Source organism: Actinomadura sp. WAC 06369 (assembly GCF_003947565.1).
GTDB lineage: Bacteria > Actinomycetota > Actinomycetes > Streptosporangiales > Streptosporangiaceae > Spirillospora > Spirillospora rifamycini.
On sequence record NZ_QHJN01000042.1, the window covers coordinates 1 to 15,586 of the forward strand.

The window sequence follows — 15,586 nt, forward strand, 5'->3', positions numbered from 1 at the left end:
GCCACAACCAGTGAGTGCACACGAGCGCCTCCCGCCGGAGCCGACAGATCCCGTTAAGGACCCGAAGGTCAGTCAGGCGGTGGGTCAGACCCCGGTGGGAGGCGCTCACCTACATCATCACTGTCAGTCGGTGTGGCGGTCGAGGAACTCGTAGACGTCGCGGTCGTCCACGCCGGGGAAGGCGCCGGGCGGGAGGACGGACAGGACGTGCGAGTGCGCGCGGGCGGACGGCCAGGCCATGCCCTCCCACCGGTCGGCGAGGGCCTTGGGCGGGCGCTGGCAGCAGTCGCCGTCCGGGCAGGCCGACTTGACCCGGCGGGTCGTCTCCCGGCCGCGGAACCAGCGGGAGTCCTCGAAGCGGACGCCGAGCGTGATCGCGAAGTCGCGCTCGTGGCTGGGGTCGATGTGCGACAGGCACCAGTACGTCCCGTTCGGGGTGTCGGTGTACTGGTAGTAGACGGAGAAGCGGTCCTCGGCGCCGAACACGTGGCGGCCCGCCCACTGGCGGCACATCCGCTGGCCCTCGATCGCGCCGTCCTCGTCCTGCGGGAACTCCAGCCCGTCGTTGGCGTACGCCTTGTAGATCGTGCCGCTCTCGTCGTTCTTGGTGAAGTGCAGCTGGAGGCCCAGGTGGTGGGTCGCGATGTTGGTGAAGCGGTGCGCGGCCATCTCGTAGGAGACGGAGAAGACGTCGGCGAGGTCCTCGACGGAGAGCTCCCGGGCGGCCTTGGCCTCCTGCAGGAACGGGACGACGCTGCGCTCGGGCATCAGGATCGCGGCGCCGAAGTAGTTGGCCTCGACGCGCTGCCGCAGGAAGTCGGCGAAGTCGCGGGGCTGGTCGTGGTCGAGGGCGATGTGTCCGAGGGTCTGCAGCAGGATCGTCCGGGGGGTGTGCATGCCGAGCTGCTCGCGCTCGAGGTAGATGCGGCGGTGGCGCAGGTCGGTGACGGACCGGACCGAGCGCGGCAGGTCCTGCACGTACTGCAGGCTGAAGCCGAAGTGCCCGACCAGCGACATGAGGGTGCCCTGCGAGACGGCGCGGCCCCGGTACCCGACGGCGTCGAGCGTCTGCGCGGCGATCTTCTCGATGCCGGGGAAGTGGTTGCCCCGCTCGTGCATCTGGCGGCGCAGCTCCGCGTTGGCCTTGCGGGCCTCCTCCGGGCTCGCGGTGGGCTTGGTGCGGCTGCGCTTCAGCTCCCCGTAGAGGGCGAGGATGTGCTCGATGACCTCGTTCGGCATGCGCTTGCCGACCTTGAGGTGCGACAGGCCGAGCGTCCGGTAGAGGGGGTCGCGCTGCGCCTCCTCCAGGGCGATCTCGAGCTGGGCGCGGCGGCTCGGCGGCTGGCGGCGCAGGAGCTCCTCGACGGGGCATTCCAGCGCGGCGGCGAGCGCCTGAAGCAGCGACAGCTTGGGCTCGCGCCGCCCGTTCTCCAGCAGGGAGAGCTGGGAGGGGGCGCGTCCGACGCGCTCGCCGAGGTCGGCGAGGGTCATGCCGCGGGCGCGCCGCAGGTGGCGGAGCCGCTGCCCGAAGGTGACGAGGTCTACGTCGCTCGTCAAGTTGAGGGGTTCTTCTGGCTGCAAGGTCGTCACGGCTTCATATTAGCGGAAATTTCGCAGTTCTTCTGTTACTCACGAGTTCATTAAGCCCGGCGAACCGGGGCATAGTCGTCTCCAAGCACCCAGGGGACGACACGGAAGGGCAGAACAATGAGCGACAGTCGCCTCAAGGGCGCAGCCGAGGAGCTGCGGCGTCAGTGGGAGACCGACGCCCGCTGGAAGGGCGTCGAGCGGACCTACACGGCCGAGGACGTCGTCCGAATCCGCGGGTCGGTCCAGGAGGAGCACACGCTCGCGCGCCTCGGCGCGGAGCGCCTGTGGAAGCTGCTGCACGAGGAGGACTACGTCCACTCGCTCGGCGCGCTCACCGGCATGCAGGCCGTCCAGCAGGTGAAGGCCGGCCTGAAGGCCATCTACCTGTCCGGCTGGCAGGTCGCGGCGGACGCCAACCTGGCGGGCCAGACCTACCCGGACCAGAGCATCTACCCGGCGAACTCGGTTCCGGCCGTCGTGCGCCGCATCAACAACGCGCTGCTGCGCGCCGACCAGGTCCAGTGGGCCGAGGGCGAGGGCGACACCCACTACCTCGCCCCGATCGTGGCCGACGCCGAGGCCGGCTTCGGCGGCGTCCTGAACGCCTTCGAGCTGATGAAGGGCATGATCGCCGCGGGCGCCGCGGGCGTGCACTGGGAGGACCAGCTCGCCTCCGAGAAGAAGTGCGGCCACCTCGGCGGCAAGGTCCTCATCCCGACCTCGCAGCACATCAAGACCCTGAACACGGCCCGTCTCGCGGCCGACATCTCCAACGTTCCCTCGCTGATCATCGCGCGGACCGACGCCGAGGCCGCGACCCTGATCACGACGGACGTGGACGAGCGCGACCGCGAGTTCATCACCGGCGAGCGCACCGCCGAGGGCTTCTACCGGGTCCGCAACGGCATCGAGCCCTGCATCGCCCGCGCCAAGGCTTACGCGCCGTACTCCGACCTCATCTGGATGGAGACCGGCACCCCGGACCTGGAGCAGGCCCGCAAGTTCGCCGAGGCGGTCAAGGCCGAGTACCCGGACCAGATGCTCGCCTACAACTGCTCGCCCTCCTTCAACTGGAAGGCGCACCTGGACGACTCCACCATCGCCAAGTTCCAGCGCGAGCTCGGCCACATGGGGTTCAAGTTCCAGTTCATCACCCTGGCGGGCTTCCACGCGCTCAACTACGGCATGTTCGACCTGGCGCACGGCTACGCCCGCGAGGGCATGACGGCCTACGTCGACCTGCAGGAGCGCGAGTTCGCCGCGACGGAGAAGGGCTTCTCCGCGGTCAAGCACCAGCGCGAGGCCGGCACCGGCTACTTCGACATGGTCAGCACCGCGATCGCGCCGGACTCGTCGACCACCGCCCTGAAGGGCTCCACGGAAGAGGGCCAGTTCCACTGATCCTCGCCGGCTGAACCTTCCTCCCCCACGGAAGGCCCCCGCGTCCCTACACCCGCGGGGGCCTTTCCGTGTCCCGGGACATTCTCGACGGCACCACGGGCCGGGCCGCGTACGCGGCCCGGCCGTCCCCGGACCCGGCGCGCCGCCCGTTCCGGCCCGTCCTCGCGAAACCTGTGGCCCCGGCGTTTCGCGACCTCTAGGCTCTCGGCAAGTGGGCGTTCTCCCCTGGGTCTGCTTGTACGGCTACCGCCGTCACACCGCGTATCCGCTCGCATCCGCAGCGGAAGCGGTCACCAACACGGTCTTCGGCTTCATCCGCGCGTACGTCCTGCTGGCGCTGTGGGACGCGCGGCCGGGCCTCGGCGGCTACGACGCGGCCGACGCCGTCACCTTCTGCTTCCTCACCCAGGCGCTCATCGGCCCCGTCCAGATCTTCGGCGGGATGGAGTTGAGCCGGCGGATCCGGGACGGCGACGTGGCGATCGACCTGCACCGTCCGGTGGGCCTCCAGGCGTGGTGGCTCGCGGACGACCTGGGCCGCGCGGCGGCCGCGCTCCTCCTGCGCGGCGGGCCGCCGCTGCTGGCGGGGGCGCTGGTGTTCCCGTTCCGGTGGCCGGGCCCGGCCGCGTCGGCGGCGTTCGCGGTGTCGCTCGTCCTGGCGTTCCTCGTCGGGTTCGCGCTGCGCTACCTGGTGGCGCTGGGGACGTTCTGGCTGCACGACGACCGCGGGCTGAGCACGGTCGCGGTGGTGATGTCGCTGTTCTTCTCCGGGATGATCCTGCCGCTGGTGGCGTTCCCCGGCGCGTTCGGCGACGTCGCGGCGGCGATGCCGTGGTCGGCGCTGATCCAGGTGCCGGCCGACGTGTGGCTGGGCCGCGGCCTCGGCGCGGACGTCCCGGCCGCGCTGGCGTTCCAGGCGGGCTGGGCTGCGCTGCTGCTCGCGGGCGGGGCGCTGCTCACCCGGGCGGCGCGGCGGAAGCTGGTGGTGCACGGTGGCTGATCCGGTGACGCGCGAGGCGCGCATGTACGCGCTGCTGGCGTGGACGTGGGTCCGGGCCGCGGCGCAGTACCCGGTGTCGCTCGTCCTGATGGTGGTCGCGACGGCGGCCATCACCGGGCTGGACGCGCTCGCGATCGTGCTGCTGTTCGCGCACGCCGAGAGCATCGCGGGGTTCCGCGCGGAGGAGGTCCTGTTCCTGTACGGGACGTCCGCGCTGGCGTTCGCGCTGTCGGACTGCGTCCTCGGCACCGCCGACCGGCTCGGCGAGCACGTGCGGAACGGGACGCTGGACGCGATGCTCGTGCGTCCCGTGAGCCCGCTGGTGCAGGTCGCGACCGAGGAGTTCGCGCCCCGCCGCGTCGGCAAGCTCGTCCCGGCCCTGCTCGTCCTGGCGTTCGCGCTGCCGCGGCTGGAGGCGGACTGGACGCCCGGCCGCGCGGCGATGGTCCCGCTGATGATCGCGGCAGGCGCGGCGATCTTCGCGGGACTGTGGGTGGTCGTGGGGGCGGCGCAGTTCTTCCTCGTCGAGAGCCACGGGGCCACCAAGGCGATCACCTACGGGGGCGCGTTCCTGACGCAGTACCCGCCGACGATGTTCGCCCGCGACCTCGTGCGCGGGGCGACGTTCGTCGTGCCGCTCGCGTTCGTGAACTGGCAGCCCGCGCTGTACGTCCTGGACCGCCCCGATCCGCTGGGGCTGCCGGACGCGGCGCGGTTCGCGTCGCCCGCCGTCGCCCTCGCGGTGTGCGCGGCGGCGGCGCTCGCGTGGCGGGCGGGGCTGCGGCGCTACCGGTCGACGGGCAGCTAGGCGCCGGGGGGCCGGGCCCGCCGAGCGGAACGAACGAACGGAACGACCGGGCGAGACGACGGAGGGAGCAACGGGATGGGCGGGGACGAAGAGGGCGACGCGATGATCGTCGCCGAGCGGGTCGGCAAGGCGTTCACGGTGCGCGCGCGGCGCGACGGCCGCCGCCGGCGCGTCCGCACGGCGGTGCGGGCGGTGGACGACGTGTCGTTCACCGTCGGGCGGGGCGAGTTCGTCGGGTACCTCGGCCCGAACGGCGCGGGGAAGTCCACGACGATCAAGATGCTGACGGGCATCCTGACGGCCTCGTCCGGGACGCTGCGCGTGTGCGGGCTGGACCCGTCGCGGCGGCGCACGGCCCTCGCCCGCCGGATCGGGGTGGTGTTCGGGCAGCGCACCACCCTGTGGTGGGACCTGCCGCTGCGCGACAGCCTGGCGCTCGTCCGGAGGCTCTACGGGGTCGAGCCGGAAGCCCACCGGACCCGGCTCGCGGAGCTGACGGGGCTGCTGGAGCTCGGCCCGTTCCTCGACACGCCGGTGCGGCAGCTCAGCCTGGGCCAGCGGATGCGGGGCGACCTGGCCGCGGCGCTGCTGCACGATCCGGAACTGCTCGTCCTGGACGAGCCGACGATCGGCCTCGACGTCGTCAGCAAGACCACCGTCCGGGAGTTCCTGGCCCGGACGAACGCCGAGCGCGGCACCACGGTCCTGCTGACCACGCACGACCTCGGCGACATCGAGCGGCTCTGCCGCCGCGTCATGATCATCGACCGGGGGCGGCTGGCGTTCGACGGCGGTCTCGGCGAGCTGCGCCGGACCGTGGACGCCGACCGGATGCTGGTCGTCGAGCTGGCCCGGCCCGGCCCGCCGATCACGGTGGACGGCGCCGGGCCCGAGCGGGTCGCGGCCGAGCGGACCGAAGGTCCCCGGCAGTGGCTGCGGCTGCCCCGGTCGGCCAACGCGGCGGCGGTCGTCGCCGCGATCGCGCACGACCACGACGTCCGCGACATCGCGCTGCGGGAGGCCGGCATCGAGGACGTCCTGGCGGGCCTGTACCGGGGGGAGCACGCCTACGGCGCTCCGGGGGCCGCGGAGCCCGGGGCGTCCGGCGCCGTCGGATCCGCCGAGGCGCTCGCCGCCGAGTGACCCGCGCCCGGTCCCCACCGGGTTCGTACATCCGTCGAAACCAACGCCCCCTGAAACGCGGACGGGCCTTCGGGCAAGTACTAGCGGGAGACGCGGCGTGTCCGCCCGCGCATGGAGCGGACGGTCGCGGGAACGGAAACAGACCGGAATCCGCCAAGATCGTCGGCGCGGACAACTTCGGGCCCCGCACCCGCGTCTCTGAAGCATCGCGGAAGCGGCCCGGTGCCGACCCGGCACCGGAGGTACGCACGGATCGGGGACAAGGGATGACCGAGGTGAGGGACCGCGTGGCCGGACCGGGGACCGGGGACGGCCGCGGCGCGGCCGGGGGCCGGAGACCGGGCGCGTGGACACGGGTCACGCGGGCCGTGGACGGGCTCGTCGACGCGGCGGTGCTCGCGTTCGCGGCGTGGACCGTCGTCTACCACGTGTGCCTGGCGCTCCAGCCGCCGACCTGGGCGATGCTGGCGTGCTGGGCGACGGTGTCGGCGGCCGGGACCGCCGTGTGGTTCCGCCTCCCGGCGGGACGCCCGCTGTGGGACGACCGCGTCGCGGCGGCGGCCGTGCACCGGGTCCTGGCGGGCGTCGCCGTCGCGGCCGCGGTGGCGGCGGGGACGAGCGCGGGCCTGCACGGGGAGGGCGTCCCGTGGTGGTGCACGTGGGCGGCGGGCGCGGTCAGCGTCGCGGCGACCGCGGCGGCGCTGCTGCGCCGCCCCGCCGAGCGGGCCGAGGGCGCGGACGGGGACGGCGGCGGGCGGCCCCGCGGGGACGGGGCACGCGGCGAAGCCGGGGACCGCGGCGATGAGGAGGCCGCCCGGTGGGGCACGCCGCTCGCGCTGCTCACCGGGGCCGGGCTCGCGGTCGCGTCGCTGTTCGTCCTCAACTCCGACGGGGACGACGCCTACTTCGTGTCCCGGTCGGTGGCGACGGCCGAGACGGGCCGCATCCCCATGAACGACGTCATCTTCACCCGGGGTGCCACCGACCCGATCGCCGGGGAGCCCCCGGTGTCGTCGATCGAGGTGTTCGCGGGAGCGCTCGCACGGATCCTCGGCGTGCCCGGCGCGTCGTTCGTCTGGTACGTGCTGCTGCCGGCGGTCACGTTCCTGGCGGTCTGGGCGCTGTGGCGCCTCGTGCGGGCATGGGCGCCGCGCCGCGCCGCGCTCTGCCTCGCCGTCGGCGTCGTCTACCTGCTGTGGACGGGCCTGAGCCCGGCGTCGCTCGGCTCGTTCCACCTGCTGCGGATGTGGCAGGGCAAGGCGGTGCTGGTGTCGCTGCTCGTCCCGCTGCTGTTCGCCTATCTGACGCACTGGGCGGAGCGGCGCACCCGGCGCGACCTCGTGCTGCTGGGCGCCGCCGGCGTCGCGGCGGTGGGGCTGACCTCGACGGCCGCGTTCGTGGTGTCGCTGGTCGTGCTCGCGGCGGCCGCGCCGCTCGTCGTCGCCGGACGGGTCCGGACGGGCCTGGCGGCGTGCGCGGCGATGGCGTACCCGGTCGCGGCCGGCCTCGCGGTCATCCTGCTGTACGACAGCGTGTCGGTGCACGGCACCGTCCACGACGCCCCGGCCAGTTACCGGGCCGTCCTGCTGTACGCCGCCCTGGGGGTGCTGGCCGGGTGCGCGCTGTGGCTCGGGCCGTGGACGGTCCGGCCCGGCGTGCCCGCGCTGATCTGCGGGGGCGCCGCCGCGCTGCTGACGCTGCTGATCCTGCCGGGGGTGCTGGCGCTCGCCGCCGACGTCACCGGCGCCGGGCAGGTGCTGTGGCGGACGATGTGGCTGGTGCCCGCGCCCGCGCTGATCGGCCTGCTCGCCGCCGTGCGGCTCCCCGGCGCGGTGCGCCCGCGGATCTCCGGCCGGGGCGCGCGGGCCGCCGCGGCCGGCGCGCCCGCGGCCGTCCTGGCCGCCGCGATCGTCGTGGGCGGAACCCCGGTCTGGGCGGAGTCGAACGGGTCGGTGCTCGCGGACCGGCCGTCCTGGAAGGCGTACCCGGCCCATCTGGGGACGGCGCGCGAGGTCGTCGAGGCGGCCGGGCCGGGCGGGATCGTGCTGATGCCGGGCCGCTACATGCGGCTCGTCCCACTGCTGACCACCGAGACGCACGCGGTGAACCCGAACTCGCACTACCTGTCGATGCTGCCCGCGCCGGAACGGGCGATCCACGACCGGGAGCTGCTGTCGGCGGCCGTCCGGTCGGCGCGGAGCGAGAAGCCCGCCCCGGCGGAGGTCGCGGGGGCGCTGCGGCGCCTGGACGTCCGGGTGGCGTGCGCGTACCGGCGGGACGGGCGCGGCCTGCACCTCCTGCAAGCCGCCGGGTACGGCGGCGCGCGGCGCATCGGCTCGCTTGCGTGCGTTTTCCCAGGTGGCGGCCGGTAGTAAGGGCCGACCACCTGCTTCGCCCGTTTGACCGCCCTTTACCCGGGCATCGGCGTGTCGTTCGATCCGACGCACGTTGGAGGATGACATGTCGACCGTGGTGATGGTCGTCATCGCCGTGATCATCGTCGCCGCCGCGGTCGCCGCGGTCGCGTTCCTGGGCCGGACCCGGGCGCGCACCCGGCGGCTGCGGCGGCGCTTCGGCCCCGAGTACGACCGGGCCGTGCAGCGCCACGGCGGCCGGGCGGCCGCCGAGGAGGACCTGCTCGGCCGCGAGCGCAAGCACCGCGAGCTGGAGCTGCGCGAGCTCGAGCCGCAGCGCCGCGAGGAGTTCCGCGCGCGGTGGGTCGGCGTCCAGGAGCGGTTCGTGGACGCGCCCGTCCAGGCCGTCGAGGAGGCCGACGATCTCGTCCGGGTGGTGATGGGCGAGCGCGGCTACCCGACGCGCGGTTTCGAGGACCAGATCGCCCACCTGTCGGTGGAGCACGCCCGGACGCTGGACCACTACCGCAGCGCGCACACCATCGGCGGGAAGGCCGCGGCAGGCGAGGCGTCGACCGAGGAGCTGCGCCAGGCGATGGTGCACTACCGCGCCCTGTTCGAGGACCTGCTGAGGGCGCCCGGCGAGGACCGCCGTGCCGCCCCCGCGGCGCCCGCCGGGGAGGCGGTCGCGGAACCGGCCGCCGGTCCTGCCCGAGACGCGAGGAGGTGACCCGATGGTGCACAGGCGATCCGACGCTCCGGCCCCGGGCGGGCCGGTCACCGAGGACGAGCGCGCCCGCGCCGCCGGCACGGCCGATCCGGGCGTGGCGGGCGACACGCACGTCGCGGGCCCGCGTTCCACCCCGGCCCGGCCGGCCGAGGCCGCACGGCCCGCGCCGCCCCGGCCCGCCGGCGCGCCCCGCGACGGCGGGACCGCCGCCGGCCCGGACACCAGGCCCGATGCCCGGCCCGGAACCGCGCCGGACGCGTCACCAGGCCGATCCCCCGGCGGCACGCCCGGGCCCGGCGGCACACCCGCCGGATCTCCCGGCGGCGCGCCCGGCCGCACACCCGGCCAATCCCCCGGCGGGGCGCCCGGCCGGTCCACCGGCGGCACCCCCAGCGGGTCTCCCGGCGGGGCGCCCGGCCGGTCGCCCGGCGACGCGCCCGGCCGATCCCCCGCCGGCACCACCGGCGGGACGCACGGTCGGTTCGCCGGCGGGGCGGCCGAGGCGGGGGCGGACGCGGGGCGCGGCCTCGAGAAGTCCGGCGGGCCGGAGGGGGCCGCGGGGGCGCCCGCGCCCGACCGGCTGCTGGAGCCGGCGGAGGCCGACCGGCTCCGCGCCCGCTTCCGGGAGCTCCAGGCGGCGTTCGTCGACGACCCGCGCACGGCCGTCCGGGACGCGGACGGCCTCGTGACCGAGGCCGCCGACGCTCTCGCCCGCGCGCTGGCCGGCCGCCGCGAGGCCCTCGCCGGCGGCCTCGGCACAGGCACGGGTCCGGACGCGGACGCCGGCGGGCCCGACACCGAGCGGCTGCGGCTCGCCCTGCGCGCCTACCGCGACCTTCTCGACCGCGTCGCCGGGCTCTGACCGCCCCCCGCACCGGCGGGCGCCCCGTGCTCCCACGGGGCGCCCGCCGCTTTCGGTCCGCGAGGCGCCTCGTCAAAGCACCGCCCCACGGTGAATACTGAATCCCGTTCGGTTAGCCCCGGGAGTGGAGGATCAACGGTGTCCGACGAGTTCTCGATGACCATCGACGGCCGGGCGGTGGACGCGCCCGCCACCTTCGGCGTGATCGACCCCGCCACGGGCGAGGTGGCGGAGCAGGCCCCCGACGCGTCCCGGGAGCAGCTGGACGCGGCGATGGACTCGGCGCGGGCCGCGTACGCCGAGTGGCGCCGGGACGAGTCCGTCCGGCGGGAGGCGCTGCGGGCCGCCGCCGACCTGATGTTCGCCAAGTCCGAGGAGATCGGCCGCGTCATCACGCTGGAGCAGGGCAAGCCGCTCGCCGACGCGACGATGGAGGTCGTCGGGGCGGGCGTCTGGCTCAAGTACTTCGCGGACCTGGAACTGCCCGTCGAGGTGATCCAGGACGACGACAACGCGCGCGTCGAGGTGCTGCGGCGGCCGATGGGCGTGGTCGCGGCGATCACCCCGTGGAACTTCCCGCTGCTGCTGGCGACCTGGAAGATCGCGCCCGCGCTGCTGGCGGGCAACACGATGGTCCTCAAGCCGTCGCCGTTCACCCCGCTGTCCAGCCTGAAGCTCGGCGCGGCGCTGCGCGACGTCCTGCCGCCCGGCGTGCTCAACGTGGTGACCGGCGGCGACGAGCTGGGCGCCTGGATGACCGCGCACGACGTCCCCCGCAAGATCAGCTTCACCGGCAGCGTCGCCACCGGCAAGCGGGTCGCCGCGGCGGCCGCGCCCGACCTCAAGCGGGTGACGCTGGAGCTGGGCGGCAACGACCCGGCGATCCTGCTGGACGACGCCGACCCGGCCGCGGTCGCCGACCGGCTGTTCGGCGGCGCCTTCCAGAACAACGGCCAGGTCTGCTCGGCGATCAAGCGGGTGTACGCGCCGGACGCGCTGTACGACGACGTCGTGGACGCCCTCGCCGAGCGCGCGAAGGCCGCCAAGGTGGGACCCGGCACGCAGGAGGGCGTCCAGTACGGGCCCATCAACAACAAGCCGCAGTTCGAGCGGGTCGGGGAGCTGGTCGCCGACGCCATCGCCGGGGGCGCCCGCGCCGCGGCGGGCGGCGCGCCGATCGACGGGCCGGGCTACTTCTTCCAGCCGACGATCCTCGCCGACGTCTCCGACGGCACCAGGATCGTGGACGAGGAGCAGTTCGGCCCCGCGCTGCCGGTGATCCGCTACAGCGACCTGGACGAGGCGGTCGACCGCGCCAACGGCACGCACTTCGGCCTGTCCGGCTCGGTGTGGAGCGCCGACGCCGACCGCGCCGCCGAGGTCGCGGGACGCCTGGAGTGCGGCACCGCCTGGGTCAACACCCACCTCGCGCTCGCGCCGAACCAGCCGTTCGGCGGGTTCAAGTGGAGCGGCCTCGGCGTCGAGAACGGGACGTGGGGCCTCCAGGCGTTCACCGAGCTCCAGGTGGTGCACCGCTCGAAGCTCTGACCGGCCGACCCGCCGCCGCCCGCCGCCGCGCCGCGGGCGGCGGCGCCGGGCGGACGGGGTGCGGGCCCGGTCCGCGCCGCTTGCGCGGAAGGTCACGACTTCGAGTCCGGAAAGTGATATGTCCGCTACTGGCGGTCCGGGGGCCGGCCACCGACACTTGATCAACGGGGGCCGAGCAGCACAGCCGACCGCGGAGGACGAATGCACACGTGGGACGTCATGCGCCAGGACGACAACGGCAACCGGGTCCACATGGCGGCGCACGACTCCCGGATCTCCGCGCTCGCCCACGTGCTGGCGATGGAAAGCGGCGTCCGGCACAAGCAGACGTACTGGGTCGACGGCCCGGCGAGCCCGGTCGTCCGGACGAACCGGGACCTGTACCTGGTGTTCCTGCACCTCGGGCAGGAGGCGCGGGCGGCGTCCTGGTCGCTGTCGGCGTTCCTGCGCGCCCTGTGGAAGGTGAGCGTCCCGCTCCGCGACCGGACGGACCTGGAGCCCGACGACGTCGCGGCGATGTTCTCCGCCGCCGCGACCGTGCCGCCCGCCCCGTTCGACCCCGCGTGGAGCGCCCGGGACCTCGCGCTCCCGGGTCCCGAGCCCGGCGGGTACGCCGACTGGGAACGGGTCGTCCTCTCGCAGGTCGCCGACCTGGAGGACTTCCTCGCCGCCCCGCCCGGCCCGCGGGCCCGGTTCGGCGTGGACGCGCCTCGCCCGCCGGGTTCCGGGGCCCGCGCGACGCCCGCCCGCTGGTACAACTTCGACCCGGCGACCTACCTGGAGTGCGCGGTCGCCGGGAGCCTCGGCGGCTGGGACGCCGCGGACGGGGCGCGGGTGCCGCTGCCGGCCGCGCCCGGCGCCCCGGCCGTCCGGTCCTACGTCCGGGAGATCCGCGCGATGAGCTGGGCCGAGCTGGCCCGGATCGCCGTGTGCGGGCAGGTGTACGAGTAGCGCCCCGGTCCGGCGGGCCGCGCGGCCGGGGACCGTCGGTCCCGGGTGGTAGTAGTGGAGGCATGAGCGAGAGGCCGGTCGCGATCTCCGACCGGGGCGGCTGGTGCCTGGCCGCGGGGCGCCCGCACCCGGCCCTCCGCCCGTTCCTGCGCTCCTACGCGGGCTACTGGGAGACGGAGGCCCTCCCCTCCCGGATGCGCACCCTGCCGACCCGCACCGTCGTCGTGATCATCAATCTGGGCCCCCCGATGTTCCTGCGGACCCCCGACCCGTCCGGTGGGAACCGCGACTTCGGCTCGTTCGCCGCGGGGATGTACGACGGCCCCGGCCTGTACGAGCACCCGGGCGGGCAGCTCGGCGTCCAGCTCGACCTCACGCCGCTCGGCGCCTACACGCTGCTCGGCGTGCCGATGGCGCGGCTGGCCAACTCGGCCGCCGACCTGCCCGACCTGCTCGGCCCGAGCGCCGCCGCCCTCACCGGCCGGCTCGCCGGGACGCCCGGCTGGGGCGACCGGTTCGACCTGCTCGACGCCTACCTGCTGCGCCGCCTCGAGACCGGGCCCGTCCCCGATCCGGAGGTGCGGCGCGCGTGGGACCTGCTCCTGCGCAGCGGCGGCACCGCCGGCGTCGCCGAACTCGCCGCCGACGTCGGCTGGAGCCGCAAGCACCTGACGCACCGGTTCCGCGAGCAGGCCGGGCTCCCGCCCAAGGTCATGGGCCGGGTGCTGCGGTTCGAGCGCGCCGTCGGGATGCTGGCGCGCGGCGGCGACCTGGCCGCCACCGCGTCCGCCTGCGGCTACTACGACCAGGCGCACCTCAACCGCGAGTTCCGGACGCTCGCCGGCTGCACCCCGACCACCCTCCGCGCCGAGGGCGCCGAACCGCAACTCCTCACAAGCGGCGACGCCCCCAGCCCACCTTGACGCCACCGGGCGCGAACCGAGCCCCGCCGCGCACGAACCGAACTCCACCACCGCGCCGCTCTCGGCGCGTTCGCCGCGCCGCGGGCGCCGGGCGTGCCTTGCGCCGCGGTTTCGGGGCTCCTCAGCCGCCGGTTCCGTGCTCGGCGGCGATTGCCTCGAACACGGCCATGTCGGCGTCCCACCGCGTTCCGGGCCTGGGCCAGTGCAGCACGATGTCGGTGACGCCGAGTTCGGCGTACCGCCCCGCCAGGTCGGCGAACGCCTGCGGCGACTCCAGCCACGGCTCGTCGGTGAATCCCGTCAGCAGGACGCGGTCGCGCGCCTCCCGCCCTTCCGCCTCGCACGCGGCGCCCAGCGCGTCCAGCCGGGACCGGACGACCTCGTCCGGCGCGCGGCCCGGGGCGACGGCGGTGGTGACCCATCCGGCGCCGTGCCGGGCCGCCACGCGCATCCCGCGCGGCCCGTCCGCCGCGATCAGGAACGGGACGCGCGGCCGCTGCACGCATCCGGGCTCCGTCACGACCTCGCGGGACGAGTAGTACTCGCCCTCGACGGTGGTCTCGGGTCCGCGCAGGAGCCGGTCCAGCAGCCCGACCCATTCGGCGAACCGGGCGGCGCGTTCGGCGCGCGTCCACTCGGGGCCGCCGAGGACGCCCGCGTCCGACGTCCGGTTCGTCCCGCCCGACCCGATCCCGACGGTGAGCCGCCCGCCGCTCACGTGGTCGATCGTCTTGATCGCGTGTGCGGTGGGCACCGGGTGGCGGAAGTTCGGCGACGTCACCATCGTCCCGAGGCGCACCCGGGACGTCACGGCGGCCGCGGCGGCGAGCGTGGTGTAGGCGTCGTACCAGGGCGTCGCGCCGCGCCAGGCGAGGTGGTCGTACACCCAGGCGTGGTGGAACCCCAGTTCCTCGGCGCGCCGCCACGTCTCCCCCGCCTCCGGCCAGGACCGCATGGGCCACACCACCGTGCCGATCCGAGGTCCGCTCACCGGCTCTCCTTCCGTTCGCCGCGGGCGCCCCGCCGCGGAGCGCCGCACCCATGAGATCACGAACCGGCACCCCGCCCGTCCGGCGGCGGACCGGCCCGGGTCGGCGGGCGCGGGTCAGCGGGCGCGGGCGTCGGCCAGCCAGCGGCGCAGCGCCCACCACAGGTGCGCGGTCCGGGCGACCGCCGCGCCGTCGGACGGGTCGAGCAGCGGGCGTCCCGTCAGCTCCTGCAGCCGCCGCACCCGGTACTTGACCGTGTTGCCGTGGACGTGCAGCGACGCGGCCGTCGGTTCGATGCGGCCGCCGTGGTCGAGGTAGGCGAGGGCGGTCTCGGCGAGCCCCCGGTGGAACGGGTCGCCGGGGTCCAGCCCGTGCAGGAGCGCGGTCGCCAGCAGCCCGCCCAGCTCGGGTTCGGCGTCGGTGACCGTGGCGAGGGCCAGGTCGGCGAGGTCGCGCAGCCCGGTCAGGCCCGCGGCGGCGCCCGCCCGCAGCGCCCGGCGTCCGAGCGCGTACAGCGGCGCGACGCCGCCGGGACGGGCGGGCGGCGCGGCCACCAGCAGCGGCCCGGCGGGCGGCGGGTCGGGCAGCCGGGCGACGAGGGCGGCGAAGCGGCCGTCGACGAGCCCGCACAGGCCCGGCCCGGCCGCCGTCAGGCGGGCCTCCAGCCGCGCCGCGACCGCCGGGTCGCTGACGTCGGACACGACGCAGTGGTAGGCGGCGCGGGCGTCCAGCGGGGCGGGCACGGCGACCGGTTCGCCGTGCAGCAGCTGCCGGAGCGTCTGCAGGGTGCTCTCCCGGGCGGTGCGGGCCGCCTCCAGCTCGGCCACCCGGTGCGCGTGCACCATCCGGTGAACGAGCGCGGTGGTGATTTCGTCGATGCGGCTGACCCCGTCGAGGAGCTGCGCGTCGGGGACGCCGAGGCGGCGGCCGTCGGCGATGAGCGTCCGGACGAGGTGGGCGCGGCCCGCCTGGAAGCCGTCCAGGAACGCGGCGACCGGCACCCCCTGGCGGGCGCGGTCGGAGCCGAGCCGCTCCGCCGCCGCGAGCACCTCCGGCCCCGGACCGCCCTCCTCGAGCGCGGCGAGGACGCCCCGGACGAGCGCGGCGGTGTGCCGCCGCGTCTCCTCCTCCGGCAGCGCCGCGACGAGCTCCGAACGGGTGCGGGCGGCGCGGACCGTCGCGTCCAGCACCGCCGGGTCCGCGCTGCGCTCGACCAGCAGCCGCAGGAACCGGTCGCCCTCTCGTGGCTCCATGCCGCCATTGTGCGGCCTCGTTGTCCCCGCCGGA

13 protein-coding genes are annotated in these 15,586 nt (G+C 75.3%); 10 read left to right on the forward strand and 3 right to left on the reverse strand.

Annotated elements, in window-relative coordinates:
• Positions 1-123: 123 nt before the first annotated feature.
• Complete coding sequence (locus DMH08_RS14000; RefSeq protein ID WP_026406206.1) at positions 124-1,557, reverse strand: XRE family transcriptional regulator; 1,434 nt, start codon at positions 1,555-1,557, stop codon at positions 124-126.
• A 150-nt stretch (positions 1,558-1,707) separates the two neighbouring features.
• On the opposite strand from DMH08_RS14000, the gene aceA reads away from it, so the two are divergent.
• The 10 genes from aceA (at position 1,708) to DMH08_RS14050 (ending at position 13,310) form a co-directional block, all read left to right on the forward strand.
• A complete protein-coding gene (gene aceA / locus DMH08_RS14005) occupies positions 1,708-2,991 on the forward strand; it encodes an isocitrate lyase (protein ID WP_026406207.1) in 1,284 nt (427 codons plus the stop codon).
• Between the two features lie 211 nt (positions 2,992-3,202).
• Positions 3,203-3,991, forward strand: coding sequence for an ABC transporter permease (locus DMH08_RS14010; RefSeq protein ID WP_125614482.1), 789 nt, complete (start codon positions 3,203-3,205; stop codon positions 3,989-3,991).
• A gap of 22 nt (positions 3,992-4,013) precedes the next feature.
• Complete coding sequence (locus tag DMH08_RS14015) at positions 4,014-4,799, forward strand: ABC transporter permease (protein ID WP_125614554.1); 786 nt, start codon at positions 4,014-4,016, stop codon at positions 4,797-4,799.
• A 75-nt stretch (positions 4,800-4,874) separates the two neighbouring features.
• On the forward strand, positions 4,875-5,942 hold the full coding sequence (locus tag DMH08_RS14020; RefSeq protein WP_125614485.1) for an ABC transporter ATP-binding protein: 1,068 nt from the start codon (positions 4,875-4,877) through the stop codon (positions 5,940-5,942).
• A 266-nt stretch (positions 5,943-6,208) separates the two neighbouring features.
• Positions 6,209-8,314: a DUF6077 domain-containing protein gene (locus tag DMH08_RS14025; protein WP_125614488.1), complete on the forward strand. Its 2,106-nt coding sequence runs from the start codon at positions 6,209-6,211 to the stop codon at positions 8,312-8,314.
• Between the two features lie 88 nt (positions 8,315-8,402).
• On the forward strand, positions 8,403-9,026 hold the full coding sequence (locus tag DMH08_RS14030; RefSeq protein WP_125614491.1) for a hypothetical protein: 624 nt from the start codon (positions 8,403-8,405) through the stop codon (positions 9,024-9,026).
• Between the two features lie 4 nt (positions 9,027-9,030).
• Positions 9,031-9,888, forward strand: coding sequence for a hypothetical protein (locus DMH08_RS14035; protein ID WP_125614494.1), 858 nt, complete (start codon positions 9,031-9,033; stop codon positions 9,886-9,888).
• 138 nt (positions 9,889-10,026) lie between these two features.
• Positions 10,027-11,436, forward strand: coding sequence for an aldehyde dehydrogenase family protein (locus DMH08_RS14040; RefSeq protein WP_233617582.1), 1,410 nt, complete (start codon positions 10,027-10,029; stop codon positions 11,434-11,436).
• Positions 11,437-11,637: 201 nt separating this feature from the next.
• Positions 11,638-12,387, forward strand: coding sequence for a hypothetical protein (locus DMH08_RS14045; protein ID WP_026406212.1), 750 nt, complete (start codon positions 11,638-11,640; stop codon positions 12,385-12,387).
• 62 nt (positions 12,388-12,449) lie between these two features.
• On the forward strand, positions 12,450-13,310 hold the full coding sequence (locus DMH08_RS14050; protein WP_125614497.1) for a helix-turn-helix domain-containing protein: 861 nt from the start codon (positions 12,450-12,452) through the stop codon (positions 13,308-13,310).
• A gap of 121 nt (positions 13,311-13,431) precedes the next feature.
• On the opposite strand, the gene DMH08_RS14055 is transcribed toward DMH08_RS14050, so the two are convergent.
• Positions 13,432-14,301 (reverse strand): LLM class flavin-dependent oxidoreductase, encoded by an 870-nt coding sequence (locus DMH08_RS14055; RefSeq protein WP_199747783.1) that lies wholly within the window; start codon positions 14,299-14,301, stop codon positions 13,432-13,434.
• Positions 14,302-14,415: 114 nt separating this feature from the next.
• Positions 14,416-15,552, reverse strand: coding sequence for a helix-turn-helix domain-containing protein (locus DMH08_RS14060; RefSeq protein ID WP_125614500.1), 1,137 nt, complete (start codon positions 15,550-15,552; stop codon positions 14,416-14,418).
• Positions 15,553-15,586 lie beyond the last annotated feature (34 nt).